This window comes from Burkholderia sp. Bp9015 (assembly GCF_003853505.1).
Taxonomy (GTDB): Bacteria; Pseudomonadota; Gammaproteobacteria; order Burkholderiales; family Burkholderiaceae; genus Burkholderia.
Window position 1 is genome coordinate 97,704 of sequence record NZ_QTPZ01000028.1, and the last position, 18,300, is coordinate 116,003.

Sequence of the window (18,300 nt, forward strand, 5' to 3'; positions counted from 1 at the left end):
GTTGGTTACGCGTTGACTGCCTGGCGCGCCGCATACACGCGCTCCTTGAACGGAGCGATGCCGATGCGGTCGTACGTGTCGATGAAGCGCTCGCCGTCGATGCGTGCCTCGACGAACGTGTCGATCAGCTTCGCGATCACGCCCGGCACTTCCTCCGCGGAGAACGACGGCCCGATCACGCGGCCGAGGCGCGCGCCGTTGCGGCCCGTGCCCTGCTCGCCGCCGAGCGACACCTGGTACCACTCGGCACCGTCCTTGTCGACGCCGAGGATGCCGATGTTGCCCACGTGATGATGACCGCACGAGTTCATGCAACCGGAAATGTTCAGCGACAGGTCGCCGAGATCGTACACGTAGTCCAGATCTTCGAAACGCTGCTGGATCGCCAGCGCGATCGGGATCGACTTCGCGTTCGCGAGCGAGCAGAAATCGCCGCCCGGGCACGCGATGATGTCGGTCAGCAGGCCGACGTTCGGCGTCGCGAAGCTGGCCGCCTTCGCCTTTTCCCACACCGTGAACAGGTCGCGCTTCTTCACGTTCGCGAGGATCAGGTTCTGCTCGTGCGACACGCGCAGTTCGCCAAGCGAGTACGCGTCTGCCCAGTCGGCCACCAGGTCCATCTGCGCGTCGGTCGCGTCGCCCGGGGCGACGCGGTGGTCCTTCAGCGACAGCGTGACCGCGGCATAGCCCGGCACCTTGTGCGGCGCGACGTTGCGCTCGACCCAGCGCGCGAACGCCTTGTTCTCGAGCAGGTGCTGTTCGAACGACGCGTCGGTGTCGGCCAGCTTCTCGTAGACGGGCGGCTGGAAGTACTGCGACACGCGGTCGACTTCCGCCTGCGTGAGCGTCGACGGGCCGTCCTTCAGGTGCTGCCACTCTTCCTCGACCTGCTGCGCGAACTTCGCGGGCGACAGCGCCTTCACGAGGATCTTGATACGCGCCTTGTACAGGTTGTCGCGGCGGCCGTAGCGGTTGTATACGCGCAGCACGGCTTCGCAATAGGTGAGCAGGTGCTGCCACGGCAGGTCTTCCTTGATCACCGCGCCGATGATCGGCGTACGGCCGAGGCCGCCGCCCGCGAGGATGCTCGCGACCACCTCGCCCTGCGCGTTCTTCTTCAGGTACACGCCGAGATCGTGGATCTGCACGGCCGCGCGGTCGTGCGTCGAGCCCGACACCGCGATCTTGAACTTGCGCGGCAGCCACGCGAATTCGGGATGGAACGTCGACCACTGGCGCAGGATTTCCGACCACGGACGCGGATCGATTTCCTCGTCCTGGGCGACGCCCGCGAACTGGTCCGCCGTGATGTTGCGGATGCAGTTGCCCGAGGTCTGGATGCCGTGCATCTGCACCGACGCGAGCTTCGCGAGGATCTCCGGCGTTTCCTCGAGCTGGATCCAGTTGAACTGGATGTTCGAGCGGGTCGAGAAGTGGCCGTAGCCGCGGTCGTGTTCGCGGGCGATGCGCGCCAGCATCCGCAGTTGGTCGCTGCGCAGGTTGCCGTACGGAATCGCGATGCGGTGCATGTATGCGTGGCGCTGCATGTACAGGCCGTTCTGCAGGCGCAGCGGACGGAATTCTTCTTCGCTCAACTCGCCCGACAGCCGGCGGCGCACCTGATCGCGGTACTGCGCGACACGCTCGTCGACGATCGTCTGGTCGTATTGGTCGTACTGATACATTCGGGGACCCCAGGGGTTTTCGTGGTGACCGCGCGACGTCCTAGCCACGTCGCGCCCGAATCTCCGTTCCGCCGCCATCGCCGGCCTTGCGCGGCCCGGCTGGATTGCTAATGACGAAAACAGATATCCATATTTGAAAAACTCCGGTGAATCGTAATAAACTCGCCTTATATTTCAAACGACTAAAAAATTCTGTTGATATGCGGAAGGGTTATAAATGAACCTGCACCAATTTCGCTTCGTGCGCGAGGCCGTCCGGCAGAATTTCAACCTCACCGAGGCCGCCAAGGCGCTCTACACGTCGCAACCGGGGGTGTCGAAGGCGATCATCGAGCTCGAGGACGAGCTCGGCGTGGAGATCTTCACGCGGCACGGCAAGCGCGTGCGCTCGCTCACCGAGCCGGGCAGGATCATCCTCGCATCGGTCGAGCGGATCCTGCAGGAAGTTGAAAGCCTTAAAAGGGTCGGAAAAGATTACGCGGCGCAGGATCAGGGCAACCTGACGATCGCCGCCACCCACACGCAGGCCCGCTACTCGCTGCCGGCCGCGATCGCCGAGTTCAAGAAGCGCTTCCCGAAGGTGCACCTGTCGATCCTGCAGGGCAGCCCGACGCAGGTCGCCGAGATGGTGATCCACGACCAGGCCGATCTCGCGATCGCGACCGAGGCGATCGCCGACTACAAGGAACTCGTGTCGCTGCCCTGCTTCCAGTGGCATCACGCGGCCGTGGTGCCGGCCGACCATCCGCTACTCGAACGCAAGCCGGTCACGCTGGACGATCTCGCGCAGTACCCGCTGATCACGTACGACGACGCGTTCGCCGGCCGCAAGAAGATCAATCATGCGTTCGCGCTGCGCGGGCTGTCGCCGGACATCGTGCTGGAGGCGATCGACGCCGACGTGATCAAGACCTACGTCGAACTCGGCCTGGGCGTCGGGATCATGGCCGACATCGCATTCAACCCGGAGCGCGACCGCAACCTGCGGCTGATTCCGGTCGGCCACCTGTTCGGCAGCAACGTGACGCGTGTCGCGCTCAAGCAGGGCGCCTATTTGCGCAGCTATGTGTATACGCTCGTCGAGCTGCTGTCGCCGACGCTGAACCGCAAGCTGATCGAGCAGGCGCTCAAGGGCGAATCCGAATCGTACGAGCTTTGACAGACAGGTATAACGACAGGGGCGCAAATCGCGCCCCTTTTTATTGCCCGACGGAGATTTCCGCATGACGCTTCCCGCCCTGTTGCGCCGCGCCGCCGGCGCCGCCCTCATGCTCGCCTGCGCGGCCGCGCATGCCGACCTGAAGGTCGGCGTCGACCTGTCGTCGACCGGCCCGGCCGCCGCGATCGGCATCACCAGCAAGAACGCAATCCTGATGTGGCCGAAGACGATCGCCGGGCAGCCGGTGCAGGTGACGGTGCTCGACGACGCGTCCGACCCGGGCGCGGCCGTGCGCAACATCCGCAAGCTGGTCGACGAGGATCGCGTCGACGTCGTGGTCGGGCCGAACATCACGCCGGCCGCGCTCGCGGCGCTCGACGCGGTAGCCGCCGCCCAGACGCCGATGATCACGCTGGTCGGCTCCGGCGCGATCGTCGAGCCGCAGGAAGGCGCGCGGACCTGGGCATTCAAGATGGCGCAGAGCGACAGCGCGATGGCCGACGTGATGACGCGCTACATGGCCAACCACGGTGTGAAGACGGTCGGCTTCATCGGCTTCGCGGACAGCTATGGCGACAGCTGGCTGAACGAATTCACGCGCTTCGCGGAAGTCCGCAAGATCCGCGTGATCGCGACGGAACGCTTCAACCGCACCGACGCGAGCGTCACCGGCCAGGCACTGAAGCTGATCGCCGCGAAGCCCGACGCGATCCTGATCGCCGGCTCGGGCACGCCGGCCGTGCTGCCGCAACGCACGCTGATCGAGCGCGGCTACAAGGGCGCGATCTACCAGACGCACGGGATCGCCACGCCGGAATTCATCAAGCTCGGCGGCAAGGACGTCGACGGGACGCTGTTCCCGACCCAGCCGGTGGTCGTCGCGCGCACGCTGCCTGCCGACCATCCGGCACGCAAGGCCGCGCTCGCGTTCGTCGATGCGTATGAAGCGAAATACGGCGCCGGCACGGTCACCCAGTTCGCGGGCGACGCGGCGGGCGTGTACCCGCGCCTCGCCGACGCGGTCGGCCGCGCGCTCAAGGCCGCGCAGCCCGGCACGCCGGGCTTCCGCGCGGCGCTGCGGCGCGAACTCGAACGCGCGCACGAACTCGTCGTGCCGAACGGCGTCGTCAACACCAGCGACAAGGATCACGTGGGGCTCGATCAGCGCGCGAGCGTGATGGGGATCGTGAAGCAGGGCCGATTCGTCTATCTGAGCCAGTAACGCACGGGCGGTCGCCGGACAGCTTGCCCGGTGCCCCGTTTTCCGCCATAATTCGCGTTTCGCCGCGCACAATCCGTACGAATCGCACGCGCGGCCAGGATCAAAGCCCAGGTGGTGAAATTGGTAGACGCAGGGGACTCAAAATCCCCCGCCGCAAGGCGTGCCGGTTCGATTCCGGCCCTGGGCACCAGTCTTTCGCAGCGTCAATGCGCTGCACTGTCGAAACCCGCGCAAGCTCGCCGCTTCGCGGGTTTTTTGTTTGTTGCGCGCGCCACGCACGCCGCAACGCACGCCCTTGCCCGGCGGTCCAAGCATCAGGACACGCAAGCACGGAGGCCGCTCATGTCCACGCGCGTCTTCTTTTCGAGCCCGATCCGCCGCTGCGTGCTTGCCGCGCTGTTGTCGATCATGCTGGGCGGATGCGACCTGCTGCGCGAGCCGCCCGTGCCCGACTGGCCAGGGCCGCACGCGCCCTACCCGTTCCCGGACAGCATCCCGCACCGCACCGAGTGAACCGATGGCGCCCCGCCGCCCGACGCACTCAGGCCATCAACTCGCGGACGAACTCCAGAAACACCCGCACTTTCGCGGCAACGAGGTTCGACGCATGGTGATACGCATAAAGCGGGAACGTCTCGTCCGCCCATTCCGGCAGCAGCTGGACCAACCGCCCTTCGGCCACGACGTCGCGGGCATAGAGTTCCAGCAGTTGCGCAATGCCGACGCCGCCAACGCACGCGCCGAGCAACCCGCCGGTGTCATTCACCATCAGTCTGCCGGCGACGTCGACCGGCACGACTTCCTTGCCGCGATGAAATTCCCATTCGTACGGTCGCCCCGTCACCGGATCGCGAATCAGCACGCACCGGTGACCGGCCGCGAGATCCCGCGGGTGTCGCGGTTCGCCATGACGCGCGACGTACGCGGCCGACGCGCAGGTCAGCACGCGCGTCTCGAGCAGCAGTCGCGCACGATATGACGACGGCTCCGGGATGCCGAAGCGCACTGCCACATCGAATCCGTCGGCGACGAGGTCGCCCATCCGATCCCGCGCGCTGATCTCGACCGACAGGTCGGGAAAGCGGTCGAGGAATTCCGCCATCCGCGGCGCGAGCACGTAGTGGCCGAACGTGCCGTCCACGTTCACGCGCAGCCGCCCCCTCACGCGCGCCTTCGACTGGCCGGCGTCGAGCGCCGCCTCCTCGATGCCGGCCAGCAGCGGCGCGACCGCCTCGTAAAAGCGTCGCCCTTCGTCGGTCAACGTGATCGCACGCGCCGTCCGGTTGAAGATGCGGATGCCGACGCGTTGTTCCAGTCGGGCGACGGCGCGGCTCACTGCCGGTTGGGTCAGTCCCATCGCCTCGCCTGCCCGCGCGAAGGTGCCGGCCTCGATCACCGCGGAGAGCACGCCGATACCGCTGAGCAGCCTGCTGTCGAACCCCATAAGACATACTTCCAGTCATTCATTGACTGACCATTATTCATTATTTTTATTGATCGAAGAAGCCTACATTAGTCCTGTCGCCGGATGGAACGGCATTCAACCCTCATCAGGAGCAGGAAATGAGCACATCGGAACAGGTCGCCCTCGTCACAGGTTCGTCGCGCGGCATCGGTGCGGAAATCGCCCGCCAGCTCGCCCGGGACGGCTTCCGGGTCGTCGTCAACTATGCCGGCGGCGCCGGGCCGGCCCGCGAAGTCGTCGATGCGATCCTCGCCGACGGCGGCCATGCCGTCGCCGTGCAGGCGAACGTCGCCGACCCGGCGGCCGTGGCCGCGCTGTTCGACGCCGCCCACGAGGCATTCGGCGGCCTGGATGTGGTGGTCAATTCCGCGGGCGTGATGAAGCTGGCGGCGATCGCCGACTGCGACGATGCGCTCTTCGACGAAACAATCGCCATCAACGTGAAAGGCGCGTTCAACGTATGCCGCGAAGCGGCAAGGCGCGTGCGCGACGGCGGACGCATCATCAACCTGTCGACCAGCGTGATCGGCATGCGCATGCCGACTTACGGCGTGTACGTGGCAAGCAAGGCGGCGGTCGAAAGCCTCACGCAGGTACTCGCGCAGGAAATGCGCGGGCGCGGTGTCCGCGTGAACGCCGTCGCGCCGGGGCCGGTCGCCACCGAACTGTTCCTGCAGGGCAAGAGCCCCGAGCTGGTCGATCGGCTCGCGAAGCTGAACCCGCTCGAGCGGCTGGGCCAGCCCGACGACATCGCGCGCGTCGTCGCCTTCCTCGCCAGCCCGGACGGCGCGTGGATCAACGGCCAGATCCTCCGCGCCAACGGCGGGATGTGCTGACGGACCGCTCGCAGCCGCCTCGCTTTCCTCCAGGAGATCGCTCATGAAGCAAGTTGTCCTCGTCACCGGCGCGTCCAGCGGCTTCGGCTTGCTGACGGCCCAGGCGCTCGCCCGCGCCGGTCACACGGTCTATGCATCGATGCGCGAGAGCGCCGGGCGCAATGCGCCGCGCGTCGCCGCCATCGCTGCCTATGCGCAGGAACACGGCGTCGACCTGCGCAGCCTCGAACTCGACGTCGGCGACGACGCATCGGTCGGCGCAGCAATCGACCGCGTGATCGCCGACAACGATCGTCTGGACGTCGTCATTCACAACGCCGGCCACATGGCGTTCGGGCCGGCCGAAGCATTCACGCCCGAGCAGCTCACGCAGCTCTACGACGTCAACGTCGTGTCGACCCAGCGCGTCAACCGCGCGGCGCTGCCGCACCTGCGCCGTCAGGGCCGCGGTCTGCTCGTGTGGGTTTCGTCGTCGTCGGCGCGCGGCGGCACCCCGCCGTTCCTTGCCCCTTACTTCGCCGCGAAAGCCGCGATGGACTCGCTCGCGGTGTCCTACGCCGCCGAACTCGCCCGCTGGGGTATCGAAACATCGATCGTCGTGCCGGGCGCGTTCACCCGCGGCACGAATCACTTCCTCCATGCGGGCAAGCCGGCCGATACCGCCGTGCAGGCTGCCTACGACAGCGGGCCGTACGCGGGCGTCGCCGATCAGGCGTTGAGCGGCCTCGCCGCGCTTGAACCGGCGGACGCCGACGCCGGCGCCGTCGCGACGGCGATTGTCGAGCTCGTCGCGGCGCAGCCCGGCAAGCGCCCCTACCGCGTATTCGTCGATCCGTCGCAGGACGGCGCGGAGGAAGTGTTCCGCATCGGCGATCGAATCCGCCGCGAAATGTTCAGGAATATCGGGCTCGCCGATCTGCTCGCGCCCCGGGTCGGCGGTTGAGCGCCGTTTGCGCGCCGCGCCGGCCGGCCCGTCAACCGCGCTCGCAGAACCGCAGAATCGCGTCGGCAACGACCGCCGGCGCCTCGCGCTGCGGAAAATGCCCGACGCCGTCCAGCACGACGCGCTCGTAGCGGCCGGTGAAGAACCGCTCGCGCCCTGCAGAGGTCTCCGGTGCAGTGCAGGCGTCCGCGCCGCCGTGCAGCACGAGCGTCGGCACCGACAGCACCGGTGCGGGTATCAGTTGCGCGTCGTCTTCCGCGTATGCGGCCCCGCCGTCGACGAATCCCCAGCGATAACGGTACGAGTGCAGCACCACGTCGATCCAGTCCGGGCCGTCGAAGGCAGTCGCGGCCGCGTCGAAGTCGCGTTCGTCGTACCAACCGGCCGGCGACCACGTATCCCACATCAGGCGCGCGAACGCCCGGCGATCGTCGCGCAGCGCCTGCTCGCCGCGCGGCGTCGCCAGGAACCAGTGGTACCAGTAGTTGCGCGCCTGCGGCAGCGACAACGGCTGGGCCGGGTCGTTCGTGCCGTATCCCACCGACAGCATCACCAGATGCGAGGCCGCGCCGTCGCGCAACCCGCACGCGTTCGCAACCGCGCGCGCACCCCAGTCGTGCCCGACCAGCACGGGCCGCTCGATGCCGAGCGCGTCGATGAATTCGAGCAAGTCGCGGCCAAGCGCTGCGAGCCGGCCGCTGCGCGGCGTCGCGGGATCGCGAAAGCGGGTCGGCGCGAAACCGCGCAGCGCGGGCGCGAGCACGCGGTAGCCGCGTGCGGCCAGCGTTCGAGCCACGGCCTCCCAGCCGACCGGGCTGTCCGGCCAGCCGTGCAGCAGCACGGCCACGCGTTCGCCGCGCGGGTTCCATTCGAGATAGGCGAGTTCGAGCGACGCGGTTGTCGCATAGCGGTAAGCGGTCATGTGCACTCCGGTTGGTCAGCCTGAATGCCCGATAGTAGGCCCGTCTCTCATCACGATTCGCGGCGTATCATGACTCATTCTTCAAGTATCGTGGTGAATCAACCGATGGAACCGCTGACCGATCCCGCGTCGACCGCGCTCGACATCGCGCTGTTGCGTACCTTCCTCGAAGTCGTCGACAGCCGCGGCTTCGCGCCGGCCGCGGAGCGCCTCGCGCTGACGCCGTCCGCGGTCAGCGGCCACATCAAGCGGCTCGAGCAGGCGGCCGGCACGGTGCTGCTCGCGCGCACGACGCGCCGCATCGCGCTCACGCCGGCCGGCGACACGCTGTACGCGTACGCGCGCAACATCGTCGACATGGAGCGCGAAGTGCGCGCGAGGCTGCGCGGCGCGCCGGCGCATGGCCGGCTGCGGGTCGGCGCGTCGGAGGATTTCGCGGGCGCATGGTTGCCGCAGGTGCTGCGCACGTTTCGCGACAGTCATCCGCGCACATCGATCGAACTGAAGGTCGGGATCACCGCGGCGCTGCTGCGCGAGCAGACGCTGGGCCGGCTCGACGTCGTGTTCGGCAAGCAATGCAGGCAGGTCGACGCGCCGGGCGAACTGCTGTGGGAAGAACCACTGGTATGGGCGTTCGCGTCGGATATGGCAATCGACACCGAAGGCGATGTGCCGCTCGCGCTGTTCCCGGAGCCGTGCGTGTACCGGGAAGCCGCGGTGTCCTCGCTCGCCGCCGCGCTGCGGCCGTTTCGCGTGCTGTTCGAAAGCGCCAGCATGGCCGGCTGCATATCGGCCGCGCTGGCCGGCTTCGCGGTCACGGCGCTCGCGCGCAGCCAGCTGCGCGACGGCCTGCGCGCATGTGGGGCGAATGACGGCCTGCCGGCGTTGCCGGCCGCGTGCTTTTACGCGTTCGCGTCGAAGCCCGACGGCGCCTGCGCCGCGCTGATCGACGCGGTGCGGGCGACCGGGCGCACGCGGCAGTTCGCCGCCTGAGTGCGCGACGCGATGGCCGCACGTGCCGGACGTACCGCGCATGCCGCGTCGCACCGACGCCGATCGATCGGCGTCACCGGCCGGCGAATGGCGGGCGGCCCGCAGTTGCGGCCACGACGCCGCTTTCAGTCGCCGCTGCCGGCCGCGCCCGTGTCGTTCAATGCATCCGCCATCAACTCCCCGAACCATTCGATGAACGCGTTGAGCCGTCTCGACCGGTGCCGCCGATGCGGATATACGGCCGACACGTCCATCGGCGCGGCCCGATGGCCGGGCATCACCTCGACCAGCGCTCCGCTGTCGAGCAGATGCACGACGTCGAAGCGCGGAATCTGGATCAGCCCCATGCCTGCGATGCAGCTCGCGATATAGGTTTCAGCGTTGTTGACGATCACGCGGCTCGGCAGCGTCAGCGTATGCCGCCCGCCGTCCGCGCAGTATTCCCAGCCGAGCTCGCGGCCGGTCGTCGGCGACGCATAGCCGATCGCCCAGTGCCCGTGCGCAAGCGCATCGGGATGCTCGGGCACGCCGCATTCGCGCAGGTAGTCGGGGCTCGCGCAGTTGATCAGCGCGAACTGCCCGAGCGGCCGCACGACGAGGCTGCTGTCCGCGAGCCGCCCGACCCGGATCGCGCAGTCGACACCCTCCTGCACGAGATCGATCGAGCGGTCGGTCGAGCCGAGCGACAGTTGCAGCTTCGGGTAGCGGCGAAACAGCGACGGCAGCGCGGGGGCGATCACGCGGCGCGCGATCCGGCTCGGCGCATCGACGTTCAGCCGCCCGATCACGTCGCGATCGCGACGCCGGAACAGCCGGTCGAGCTCGTCGGCTTCCGCGAGCAGGCGCCGGCCACGCTCCAGCAGCAGCGCGCCGTCGGCAGTCAGCTGGACCTGCCGCGTCGTACGGTGCAACAGGCGCGTGCCGAGCGCGGTCTCGAGCTGCTGGACGGCGGCCGACACGGTCGCGCGCGGCACGTCGAGCGCGTGGGCGGCCTTGATGAAGCTGCCCATCTCGGCAACCTGAAGGAAGATTCTGACCTGATCCAGCTTGTCCATCGGCAGGCAGAGAACGTGGGTTCGGACGACCGCGGCCGGCAGGCGCCGCGCGTCGCGGCCGATTCCGGCGGCACAGATGAAACGGGCGCGCGGCGTTGTGTCCGCGCGCCCGTCCATTGTCCATGCAAACGGTCCATTGCGGGTCGCCGCGCACACGACGACCGCCGGCACGGCCCGTTACCGCGTCGGTTACTTGGTCGTATAGCCGCCGTTGATCAGAATCGTCTGCCCGGTGATCCACCAGCCGTCGGTCACGAGATGACGGATGAACGGCACGACGTCCTCGATGTCGGTGAGGCCCGTCTTGCTGAACGGCGACAGCGCGGCGGCCGTCTTGTGATACGCGACCGCGTCGGCACCTTCGGCCGGGTAGAAGAACGGCGTATCCATCGGGCCGGGCCCGACCGCCGTCACCGAGATGCCGCGCGCGCCGTACTCCTTCGACGCCGCGCGCGTGAAGTGCTCGACCGGCGCCTTCGATCCTTCGTAGGCTGCATAGAACGGCGTGAACGCGCCGAGCAGCGACGTCACGAGCGTGACGAGCTTGCCGTGATCCTCGAGGTGCCGCCCCGCTTCCTTGATGAAGAAGAACGCCGACTTGCTGTTCACCGCGAACATCTCGTCGTACTCGGCCTCGGTGATTTCGGTGAACGGCTTCTTCAGCACCTTGCCGACGGTATTGATCGCGATGTCGATCTTGCCGAAGCGCTGCTTCGCATCGCCGAACAGCTTCTCGACCGCGGCGGCCGTCGTCAGGTCGGCCTGGAACGTCGCGGCTTCCGCGCCGGCCGCGCGCACGGCAGCGGCCGTCTCTTCGGCCTGCGCCTGCGATGCCGCGCTGTTGTAGTGAATCGCCACCGCCTTCGCGCCGTGGCCGGCCAGGTCCCGGGCGATCAGCCCGCCGAGATTCTTGGCGCCGCCTGCGATCAGGACGACCTTGTCTGCGAGCGTATGAGTAGCCACGGTTGACTCCTGTTTGCGTTGAATGAAGCTAGGAGTGTAGGCACGCGCGACGTGCCGGTCAGCCGGGCACGGCTGGATGAATTATCCAGAAAAACGATCCAATCAGGCATCCGGAACGGTGGGCTGCCCCACCGACGAACGCGACGAAATCCGCTCGACGCGACACGATGCACGGCCGCCGGGCCGTACGGTTCAGCGCGCGTACAGCGCCGCGTCGATCTTGCCAAGCAGCCACTGCATGCCGGCCAGATGCTGCTGGTCGTGGCTGCACAGGTAATGGACGAGACCGCGCACGGTCAGCGCGCCGTAGCCTTCGAACTCGCCGGTGCGCGCAAACTGCCCGGGCGTGAGGCGCGACACGAGGTCGAGCGTCTCGCGCCGCGCGTCGCGAATCGCCGCGAGCACGTCGGACGCGTACGCGGCGTCGTAGCGGCGCTCGAGCGCGAGCGCATCGCCGTCGACCGACACGAGCAGCGGGTGATCTTCGTCGAGCATCCGCCGCAGCCGCACGTGGTAGCCGTCGATTTCGATGTCGCGCACGTGGCAGAGCTGCCCGAGCGGCGAGAAATGCTCGCTCGGGATCCCGCTCCAGTCGTCGGGGGTCCAGCGCGCGTAGCCGTCCGGCACGGCGGCGAAATGGGCTTCGAGCTGACGGGGGAAATCGGCGAGTGCATCGAGCGTCGTCGGATTCATGCGGCGAACTCCGTGTCGGATGGAGACGGCGATAGCCCGGGTACGGGCGTGCCGCCGTCGTGGCGCGACTTCACGCTGAAGCCGTACGCCCCTTGCATGCGACGTCCACTTTCCGTGAAGAACAAACGTGCGGCGCGGCGCTCCGGCAGCTTACCAGCGCGGGCGGGTTCGTGCCGGTGCCGGCGCGTGGCTTGATAGAATGCGCGCGCTATGGATCTCGAAAGCATTCTCTACACGCAGGGCTTCGGCTCGCGCCGCCAGTGCCGCGGCCTGATCGAAACGGGCCGCGTCACCGTCGCGGGCGCGAGCGCGACCGACCCCGACGCGTCGTTCGACACCGACGGCCTCGTGTTCACGGTCGACGACACCGCGTGGCCGTTCCACGCCCGCGCGTATCTCGCGCTCAACAAGCCGGCCGGCTACGAGTGTTCGCGCGAGCCGCAACACCACGCGAGCGTGTTCAGCCTGCTGCCCGCGCCGCTCGTCGCACGCGGCGTGCAATGCGTCGGCCGCCTCGACCAGGACACGACGGGCCTGCTGCTGCTGTCCGACGACGGTCAGTTCGTGCACGCGTACACGTCGCCGAAGCGCAAGGTGCCGAAAACCTACGTCGCCACCGTGCGCCACCCGCTCGACGACACGCAGCTGGACGCGCTGCGCGCCGGCGTGCAGCTCCACGGCGAGCCGAAGCCGATCGCGGCGGTCGCCGCCGACGCGCGCGACACGCACGCGCTCGCGCTGACCGTCCTCGAAGGCAAATATCATCAGGTGAAACGCATGGTCGCGGCCGCGAGCAATCGCGTCGAGGCGCTGCACCGCGAAAGCATCGGCGGGTTCACGCTGCCGGACGACCTGGCGCCGGGCGCGTGGCGCTGGCTCGGGGAAGACGACCTTTCAGCCCTGCGCAATCCCGTCAAAACCCTGTAAGGGAAAATCCGCACGATCGTTCGATGTCGGGCCGCGTCGCGGCCGCCCGATCCCCCGCTATACTGAAATCACAAGCTGTACGAGCAGCAATGCAGGGGAGACATCATGAACTTCAACCATTCTTTCGAACTGTCGTACGTGACGATCGCGTTCGCGGTCGTGGGCGCCATCGTGATCGGCGCGCTGCTGGCCGCGATGCACATGAAGCACAAATACCATCCGAACCTGATCGGCGCGCTGATCGGCGCGCTGTTGTGCTTCCTGCTGATCGAGGCGTTACCGGCGCTGACCTGACGCGCCGCGCGGCGCGAGCGTTTGAAGGAATTCGTCTACGGTCGGATAGCGCAACGTCACGCACAATTCGGCCTTGAGCCGCGCATTGGACAGGCGCCGCGACTCGCGCATGAACGACAGGAGCGCCGGCTCGAGTTGCTGCTCGGCGTCCGCGCGGCTGATCCGCGGCGGCGGCGGCAGGCCGAACACCTGCGCGACCCGGTCGAAATACTCTCCCATCCGCAGTTCGCTGTCGTCCGACGCGTGCACGGCGCGCGCCGGCTTGCCCCGCACGGCCGCACGACGCAGGATCGCCGCGAGATCGTCGGCGTGGATGTGGTTCGTGTAGACGTCGTCGGCCGCGTCGAGTGCCGGCGTGCCGCGCTCGAGCCGCGCGAGCGGCAGCCGGTTCGCCGCGTAGATGCCGGGAATGCGCACGATGCGCGCGGACAGCACGCCGCGCACCGTCGCCGCCCGCAGCTGACGCTCGGCCGAGACGCGCCGGAACGCGCGCGGATTCGCGGGGCGCAGCGGCTGCGTTTCGTCGATTCGCGCGCCGCCGCAGTCGCCGTAGACGCCCGTCGTGCTGGCGTAGACGAGCGTCGGCGCGCGAAGGGCGTCGGGTACAATACGCGCTTCCCGCACCGGCACGCCGGCCTGTCGGGTCGCGGCGCGCAGCGTGCGGAGCCGGCCGACCGACGACACCGCCGGTGCGGACGGCCGCCGCGCAGGCACGGACAATGCGGCGATCAGCGCACGGGTGCGGCGATCGTCGCGGCCGTCGGATTGCGGCGGCGCGAGATGCAGGATCGTGCGGGCGAGGCCCGCGATACGTCCGAGCGTCGCCCGGCGATCGAGGTCGCCGACGAGCGGCGTCGCGCCTGCCGCGCGCAGTTCGTCGCGGCGGCCCGGATGGCTCGTCAGCGCGACGATGCGCAGGTTGCGGCGCGCATCGCGCCATTGCGCGACGCAGCGCAGGCCGACGTCGCCGCAGCCGACGATCAGGACGCGCGGCCGGCGCAGGATTCGAGTCGCGATCATGTTGGTTGCGAAATCAGTAGCCACCGTTGCGCGGCGCGCAACGGGTTTGCATTGTAGCTGCCGTGCGCGATATGCACGGTCCCCACATTTTGTTCTATTTGGTTCTATGGCATTCAACGTTACTCTCAAGCAAAGCGGCCGGCAGTTCCAGGTCGAGTCGGACGAAACCGTGCTGGCGGCGGCGCTGCGCCAGAACGTCCATCTGCCGTACGGGTGCAAGAACGGCGCGTGCGGCTCCTGCAAGGGCCAGATCGTGTCGGGCCAGATCGAACAGGGCCCGCACGCCGCGTCGGCACTGTCCAACGACGAGCGCACGCGCGGCCTCGCGCTGCTGTGCTGCTCGAAGGCGCAATGCGACCTCGAGATCGACGTGCGTGAAATCGCCGGTGTCGACGGCGTGCAGGTGAAGAAGCTGCCGTGCCGGATCGCCGCGCTCGAGCGCCGCGCCGACGACGTGATGGTCGTGAAGCTGCAGCTGCCGGCCAACGAGCGCCTGCAATACCTCGCGGGCCAGTACGTCGAGTTCATCCTGAAGGACGGCTCGCGCCGCAGCTACTCGATGGCGAACGCGCCGCACGAGGAAGGCCCGATCGAGCTGCACATCCGCCACATGCCGGGCGGCAAGTTCACCGACCACGTGTTCGGCGCGATGAAGGAACGCGACATCCTGCGCTTCGAAGGCCCGCTCGGCACGTTCTTCCTGCGCGAGGACTCCGACAAGCCGATCGTGCTGCTCGCATCGGGCACCGGCTTCGCGCCGATCAAGGCGATCGTCGAGCACGTGAAGCACCGGGGCATCACGCGTCCGATGACGCTCTACTGGGGCGCACGCCGCAAGAAGGACATCTACCTCGGCGAGCTCGCCGAGCAATGGGCGCGCGAGATCCCGAACTTCAAGTACGTGCCGGTGCTGTCCGAGCCGGACGACGCCGACCAGTGGACCGGCCGCACCGGCTTCGTCCATCGCGCGGTGATCGAGGACCTGCCCGATCTGTCGGGCCACCAGGTGTACGCATGCGGCGCGCCGGTGATGGTCGAATCCGCACAGCGCGACTTCACGCAGCACCACGCGCTGCCGGCCGACGAGTTCTACGCGGACTCGTTCACGAGCGCCGCCGATCTCGCGCATCCGGTCTGAGCCCCGGGCGCGCCCGCGCGCCCCGCTGCGCGCCGCCGTGTCACATCCGTGGCATCGCGGCGGTTTACAGTGGGGCGCGGGATGCCTTATGCTTGCGCACATGAACCGCTTCCTGTCCGCACTTCGACGTCGCCGCTCGCCGCTCCGCCCGGATGCCGCCGGCTCGTCACGGACTCGCGCGTAACCTACTCCTCCGCTTCACCGGTTACGCACAAGCTGTTCGACCCACCAGCCACGGCCTTCCGTGGCTTTTTTATTGCCCGCTTACCTTTCAACGTCCGCTGGAGTCTGCTGCCATGCCCCTGAACGATTACCCGATCGACTCGCTGATGTACATCACGAACCGCCCCGACATCGTGTTTACGCACGGCAAGGGTTCGTGGCTCTACGATCACACGGGCAAGCGCTATCTGGACTTCATTCAGGGCTGGGCCGTCAACAGCCTCGGCCACTGCAACGACGGCATCGTCGAAGCGCTGAAGACGCAGGCGGAGAAGCTGCTGAACCCGTCGCCCGCGTTCTACAACGAACCGATGGCGAAGCTCGCCGGCCTGCTCACGCAGCACAGCGTATTCGACAAGGTGTTCTTCACGAACAGCGGCGCGGAAGCGAACGAAGGCGCGATCAAGCTCGCGCGCAAGTGGGGCCGCAAGTTCAAGAACGGCGCGTACGAGATCATCACGTTCGACCACAGCTTCCACGGCCGCACGCTCGCGACGATGTCGGCCAGCGGCAAGCCGGGCTGGGACACGATCTACGCACCGCAGGTGCCGGGCTTCCCGAAGGCCGAGCTGAACGACATCAACTCCGTCGAGAAGCTGATCACCGACAAGACCGTCGCGGTGATGCTCGAGCCGATCCAGGGCGAAGGCGGCGTGATCCCGGCGACGCGCGAATTCATGCAGGCGCTGCGCGCGCTGACGAAGCAGCACGACCTGCTGCTGATCGTCGACGAAGTGCAAAGCGGGTGCGGCCGCGCGGGCACGCTGTTCGCGTACGAGCTGTCCGGTATCGAGCCGGACATCATGACGCTCGCGAAGGGCATCGGCGGCGGTGCACCGCTCGGCGCGCTGCTGTCGAAGGCCGACGTCGCGGTGTTCGAGGCCGGCGACCAGGGCGGCACGTACAACGGCAACCCGCTGATGACGGCCGTCGGCTATTCGGTGATCTCGCAGCTCGTCGCGCCCGGCTTCCTCGAAGGCGTGCGCGAGCGCGCCGAATACCTGAAGCGCAGGCTGCTCGAACTGTCGGAGGAACGCGGCTTCGAGGGCGAACGCGGCGAAGGCCTGCTGCGCGCGCTGCTGCTCGGCAAGGACATCGGCCCGCAGATCGTCGAGAAGGCCCGCGACATGCAGCCCGACGGCCTGCTGCTGAACGCTGCGCGCCCGAACCTGCTGCGCTTCATGCCCGCGCTGAACGTCACGACCGAGGAAATCGACCAGATGATGGCGATGCTGCGGTCGATCCTCGACACGCTCTAAGGAAACCACCGCGATGGATGCCGCCGCCGATGCTGTCGCGATCCGCCCGTTCGAACGCACCGACACCGATGCCGTGCTGGCCGTGTGGCGCGATGCGTTCCCGCAGTACGACGAAGCCGGCGCGCCGCCGCACCGCGATCCGCTGCGCTCGATCGAGCTGAAGCTCGCGACGCAGCCGGAGCTGTTCTTCGTCGCGACGTGCGGCGCGCGGGTCGTCGGCACGCTGATGGCGGGTTTCGACGGACATCGCGGCTGGCTCTACTCGTTCGGCGTGTCGAACGACGCGCGGCGGCTCGGCATCGGCCGCGCGCTGATCGCGCATGCGGAACGCGCGCTCGCCGCGCGCGGCTGCCTGAAGATCAACCTGCAGGTGCTGCCCGGCAACGACGATGCATGCCGCTTCTATGCGGCGCTCGGCTATCGCGTCGAGGAACGCATCTCGTTCGGCAAGACGCTGCCGGCCGCGTGACGCCGCCGGCAGCCGCCGCGTTCAGCGCGTGATCGGCCCCGCGTCCGGCAGCGGATTGCCGAGCGCGTCGGTCGGCACGGCCTGCTGCTCGAACGCCGCGAAATACGCGGCCCACTGCGACTCGCTCACGCGCACGATCAACGCGCCGTCCTGCCAAACGTCGTTGTGATCGTTGTGGTCGTTGCCCGCGCGATGCAGGTAGTTCGCGCCTGTCGAACCCTGGTTCATGTGCGTGTCGTGGATGCCGTTGCCCTCCCTATACGTGCGGCCGAACACGACGACGTCGAGCCCCTGCGACTGCGCGGCATTGACGAGTCGCAGCAGCGACGGGATCGGCTCCGCGTTCTCGGTGCCGTCCATCACCGCGCTGGCACGCCATGCGCCCGTCTCGTTCAGGATGTCGCTGCGCAGATAGTCGAGCGCCGGCAGCGCGGTTTGCCCGGTGAGATCGGTATAGCCTTCGGCCGCGGCCGCGAGCGTCGCCGTGACCGGATGATGGAAATCGTAGACGAGCTTGTAGTTCAGCAGGTCGTCCGCGTCGTTGGTGCCGACGTTGATCGCGACGTCCCAGTCGCCGGACGGCAATGCGAGCGTCAGGTGGATGTGATACTGGATCTCGCTGCCGTGTGGCGAGCCTTTCAGCTGCGCCACCGACGTCACCTTCGCCTTCACGAAACCGTAATCCAGACTCATGGGTGCTCTCCGTGTCCCGATGAACCGACCATGCTACGCAGCCTGCGTGACGGTTGGTGGACGGCAGGTAGCGGACGGCGTTCGTGCTACCGTGTCCCGCACCGCATGGTCGGCGTCACGGTCGAATGCATGGAGTCGCATCCGCGTGCGCAGTTCGCCGCCGGGCGCGCCGCACGAAAAAAAGGCTGTCACGGTATCCCGTGACAGCCTTTCGAAAGCCCTTGCGCGGCACGCCGGCATCCGCCGCCGCGCCGGGCCCGCTCATTTACTCACCCAGATACGCAGCCCGCACCTTCGGATCGTCGAGCATCTGCTTGGCGTCGCCTTCCATCGTGACCGTGC

The 18,300-nt window shown here is 67.8% G+C and carries 19 protein-coding genes, 1 tRNA gene and 1 pseudogene; 12 read left to right on the forward strand and 9 right to left on the reverse strand.

Features of this window, described 5'->3' with window-relative positions; genetic code table 11:
• Positions 1–5: 5 nt before the first annotated feature.
• A complete protein-coding gene (locus DIE12_RS26505; RefSeq protein WP_044845617.1) occupies positions 6–1,685 on the reverse strand; it encodes a nitrite/sulfite reductase in 1,680 nt (559 codons plus the stop codon).
• 217 nt (positions 1,686–1,902) lie between these two features.
• Between DIE12_RS26505 and DIE12_RS26510 the strand changes: the two genes are divergently transcribed.
• From DIE12_RS26510 to DIE12_RS38225, 4 genes are all read left to right on the forward strand, one after another.
• Positions 1,903–2,844: a CysB family HTH-type transcriptional regulator gene (locus tag DIE12_RS26510; RefSeq protein ID WP_009689198.1), complete on the forward strand. Its 942-nt coding sequence runs from the start codon at positions 1,903–1,905 to the stop codon at positions 2,842–2,844.
• Positions 2,845–2,908: 64 nt separating this feature from the next.
• Positions 2,909–4,066 (forward strand): ABC transporter substrate-binding protein, encoded by a 1,158-nt coding sequence (locus tag DIE12_RS26515; RefSeq protein ID WP_124521530.1) that lies wholly within the window; start codon positions 2,909–2,911, stop codon positions 4,064–4,066.
• 105 nt (positions 4,067–4,171) lie between these two features.
• Positions 4,172–4,256, forward strand: a tRNA-Leu gene (locus DIE12_RS26520).
• 152 nt (positions 4,257–4,408) lie between these two features.
• Complete coding sequence (locus DIE12_RS38225; protein ID WP_185500424.1) at positions 4,409–4,579, forward strand: hypothetical protein; 171 nt, start codon at positions 4,409–4,411, stop codon at positions 4,577–4,579.
• Positions 4,580–4,607: 28 nt separating this feature from the next.
• Here the strand turns inward: DIE12_RS38225 and DIE12_RS26525 are convergent, their stop codons facing one another.
• The gene (locus tag DIE12_RS26525; protein WP_124488478.1) at positions 4,608–5,510 is read right to left on the reverse strand and encodes a LysR family transcriptional regulator; all 903 of its coding nucleotides are present in this window, start codon (positions 5,508–5,510) and stop codon (positions 4,608–4,610) included.
• A gap of 119 nt (positions 5,511–5,629) precedes the next feature.
• Between DIE12_RS26525 and DIE12_RS26530 the strand changes: the two genes are divergently transcribed.
• Both DIE12_RS26530 and DIE12_RS26535 read left to right on the forward strand, forming a co-directional pair.
• Positions 5,630–6,367: an SDR family oxidoreductase gene (locus tag DIE12_RS26530; RefSeq protein WP_124488479.1), complete on the forward strand. Its 738-nt coding sequence runs from the start codon at positions 5,630–5,632 to the stop codon at positions 6,365–6,367.
• 43 nt (positions 6,368–6,410) lie between these two features.
• Positions 6,411–7,310 carry an SDR family oxidoreductase gene (locus DIE12_RS26535; protein WP_124488480.1) on the forward strand — a complete coding sequence of 300 codons (900 nt, stop codon included), beginning with the start codon at positions 6,411–6,413 and terminating at the stop codon, positions 7,308–7,310.
• Positions 7,311–7,341: 31 nt separating this feature from the next.
• On the opposite strand, the gene DIE12_RS26540 is transcribed toward DIE12_RS26535, so the two are convergent.
• Positions 7,342–8,232 (reverse strand): alpha/beta fold hydrolase, encoded by an 891-nt coding sequence (locus DIE12_RS26540; protein WP_124521528.1) that lies wholly within the window; start codon positions 8,230–8,232, stop codon positions 7,342–7,344.
• Between the two features lie 105 nt (positions 8,233–8,337).
• On the opposite strand from DIE12_RS26540, the gene DIE12_RS26545 reads away from it, so the two are divergent.
• Entirely contained in the window at positions 8,338–9,225 is an 888-nt protein-coding gene (locus DIE12_RS26545) for a LysR family transcriptional regulator (protein WP_124521526.1), read from the forward strand.
• Positions 9,226–9,350: 125 nt separating this feature from the next.
• On the opposite strand, the gene DIE12_RS26550 is transcribed toward DIE12_RS26545, so the two are convergent.
• From DIE12_RS26550 to DIE12_RS26560, 3 genes are all read right to left on the reverse strand, one after another.
• Positions 9,351–10,280 carry a LysR family transcriptional regulator gene (locus DIE12_RS26550; RefSeq protein ID WP_124521524.1) on the reverse strand — a complete coding sequence of 310 codons (930 nt, stop codon included), beginning with the start codon at positions 10,278–10,280 and terminating at the stop codon, positions 9,351–9,353.
• A gap of 189 nt (positions 10,281–10,469) precedes the next feature.
• Positions 10,470–11,243, reverse strand: coding sequence for an SDR family oxidoreductase (locus DIE12_RS26555; protein ID WP_044845613.1), 774 nt, complete (start codon positions 11,241–11,243; stop codon positions 10,470–10,472).
• Positions 11,244–11,435: 192 nt separating this feature from the next.
• Complete coding sequence (locus tag DIE12_RS26560) at positions 11,436–11,936, reverse strand: DinB family protein (protein WP_044845612.1); 501 nt, start codon at positions 11,934–11,936, stop codon at positions 11,436–11,438.
• 210 nt (positions 11,937–12,146) lie between these two features.
• Here DIE12_RS26560 and DIE12_RS26565 point away from each other — a divergent pair, with 210 nt between their 5' ends.
• Together DIE12_RS26565 and DIE12_RS26570 are read left to right on the forward strand one after the other, a co-directional pair.
• Positions 12,147–12,863, forward strand: coding sequence for a pseudouridine synthase (locus DIE12_RS26565; protein WP_124521522.1), 717 nt, complete (start codon positions 12,147–12,149; stop codon positions 12,861–12,863).
• Positions 12,864–12,968: 105 nt separating this feature from the next.
• On the forward strand, positions 12,969–13,157 hold the full coding sequence (locus DIE12_RS26570; protein ID WP_124521520.1) for a hypothetical protein: 189 nt from the start codon (positions 12,969–12,971) through the stop codon (positions 13,155–13,157).
• On the opposite strand, the gene DIE12_RS26575 is transcribed toward DIE12_RS26570, so the two are convergent.
• The gene (locus tag DIE12_RS26575) at positions 13,140–14,177 is read right to left on the reverse strand and encodes an NAD-dependent epimerase/dehydratase family protein (RefSeq protein ID WP_124521609.1); all 1,038 of its coding nucleotides are present in this window, start codon (positions 14,175–14,177) and stop codon (positions 13,140–13,142) included. The two genes, DIE12_RS26570 and DIE12_RS26575, sit on opposite strands and share 18 nt — an antisense overlap.
• 106 nt (positions 14,178–14,283) lie before the next feature.
• Between DIE12_RS26575 and DIE12_RS26580 the strand changes: the two genes are divergently transcribed.
• From DIE12_RS26580 to DIE12_RS26590, 3 genes are all read left to right on the forward strand, one after another.
• The gene (locus tag DIE12_RS26580) at positions 14,284–15,315 is read left to right on the forward strand and encodes a CDP-6-deoxy-delta-3,4-glucoseen reductase (protein WP_044845608.1); all 1,032 of its coding nucleotides are present in this window, start codon (positions 14,284–14,286) and stop codon (positions 15,313–15,315) included.
• Positions 15,316–15,611: 296 nt separating this feature from the next.
• The gene (locus DIE12_RS26585) at positions 15,612–16,796 is read left to right on the forward strand and encodes an acetylornithine transaminase (protein ID WP_044845607.1); all 1,185 of its coding nucleotides are present in this window, start codon (positions 15,612–15,614) and stop codon (positions 16,794–16,796) included.
• 13 nt (positions 16,797–16,809) lie between these two features.
• Positions 16,810–17,265, forward strand: coding sequence for a GNAT family acetyltransferase (locus DIE12_RS26590; RefSeq protein ID WP_124521518.1), 456 nt, complete (start codon positions 16,810–16,812; stop codon positions 17,263–17,265).
• A gap of 21 nt (positions 17,266–17,286) precedes the next feature.
• Here the strand turns inward: DIE12_RS26590 and DIE12_RS26595 are convergent, their stop codons facing one another.
• Together DIE12_RS26595 and DIE12_RS26600 are read right to left on the reverse strand one after the other, a co-directional pair.
• Positions 17,287–17,958 (reverse strand): DUF2278 family protein, encoded by a 672-nt coding sequence (locus DIE12_RS26595; RefSeq protein ID WP_124521516.1) that lies wholly within the window; start codon positions 17,956–17,958, stop codon positions 17,287–17,289.
• 265 nt (positions 17,959–18,223) lie between these two features.
• Positions 18,224–18,300, reverse strand: a pseudogene (locus DIE12_RS26600) (ABC transporter ATP-binding protein); the annotation flags it as partial.

Coding starts and splice junctions, on each gene's coding strand:
- DIE12_RS26540 (WP_124521528.1), bottom strand. CDS start 8,232: ATGACCGCTTACCGCTATGCGACAACCGCGTCGCTCGAACTCGCCTAT.
- DIE12_RS26580 (WP_044845608.1), top strand. CDS start 14,284: ATGGCATTCAACGTTACTCTCAAGCAAAGCGGCCGGCAGTTCCAGGTC.
- DIE12_RS26505 (WP_044845617.1), bottom strand. CDS start 1,685: ATGTATCAGTACGACCAATACGACCAGACGATCGTCGACGAGCGTGTC.
- DIE12_RS38225 (WP_185500424.1), top strand. CDS start 4,409: ATGTCCACGCGCGTCTTCTTTTCGAGCCCGATCCGCCGCTGCGTGCTT.
- DIE12_RS26590 (WP_124521518.1), top strand. CDS start 16,810: ATGGATGCCGCCGCCGATGCTGTCGCGATCCGCCCGTTCGAACGCACC.
- DIE12_RS26550 (WP_124521524.1), bottom strand. CDS start 10,280: ATGGACAAGCTGGATCAGGTCAGAATCTTCCTTCAGGTTGCCGAGATG.
- DIE12_RS26535 (WP_124488480.1), top strand. CDS start 6,411: ATGAAGCAAGTTGTCCTCGTCACCGGCGCGTCCAGCGGCTTCGGCTTG.
- DIE12_RS26585 (WP_044845607.1), top strand. CDS start 15,612: ATGCCCCTGAACGATTACCCGATCGACTCGCTGATGTACATCACGAAC.
- DIE12_RS26570 (WP_124521520.1), top strand. CDS start 12,969: ATGAACTTCAACCATTCTTTCGAACTGTCGTACGTGACGATCGCGTTC.
- DIE12_RS26560 (WP_044845612.1), bottom strand. CDS start 11,936: ATGAATCCGACGACGCTCGATGCACTCGCCGATTTCCCCCGTCAGCTC.
- DIE12_RS26575 (WP_124521609.1), bottom strand. CDS start 14,177: ATGATCGCGACTCGAATCCTGCGCCGGCCGCGCGTCCTGATCGTCGGC.
- DIE12_RS26525 (WP_124488478.1), bottom strand. CDS start 5,510: ATGGGGTTCGACAGCAGGCTGCTCAGCGGTATCGGCGTGCTCTCCGCG.
- DIE12_RS26545 (WP_124521526.1), top strand. CDS start 8,338: ATGGAACCGCTGACCGATCCCGCGTCGACCGCGCTCGACATCGCGCTG.
- DIE12_RS26565 (WP_124521522.1), top strand. CDS start 12,147: ATGGATCTCGAAAGCATTCTCTACACGCAGGGCTTCGGCTCGCGCCGC.
- DIE12_RS26515 (WP_124521530.1), top strand. CDS start 2,909: ATGACGCTTCCCGCCCTGTTGCGCCGCGCCGCCGGCGCCGCCCTCATG.
- DIE12_RS26510 (WP_009689198.1), top strand. CDS start 1,903: ATGAACCTGCACCAATTTCGCTTCGTGCGCGAGGCCGTCCGGCAGAAT.
- DIE12_RS26530 (WP_124488479.1), top strand. CDS start 5,630: ATGAGCACATCGGAACAGGTCGCCCTCGTCACAGGTTCGTCGCGCGGC.
- DIE12_RS26595 (WP_124521516.1), bottom strand. CDS start 17,958: ATGAGTCTGGATTACGGTTTCGTGAAGGCGAAGGTGACGTCGGTGGCG.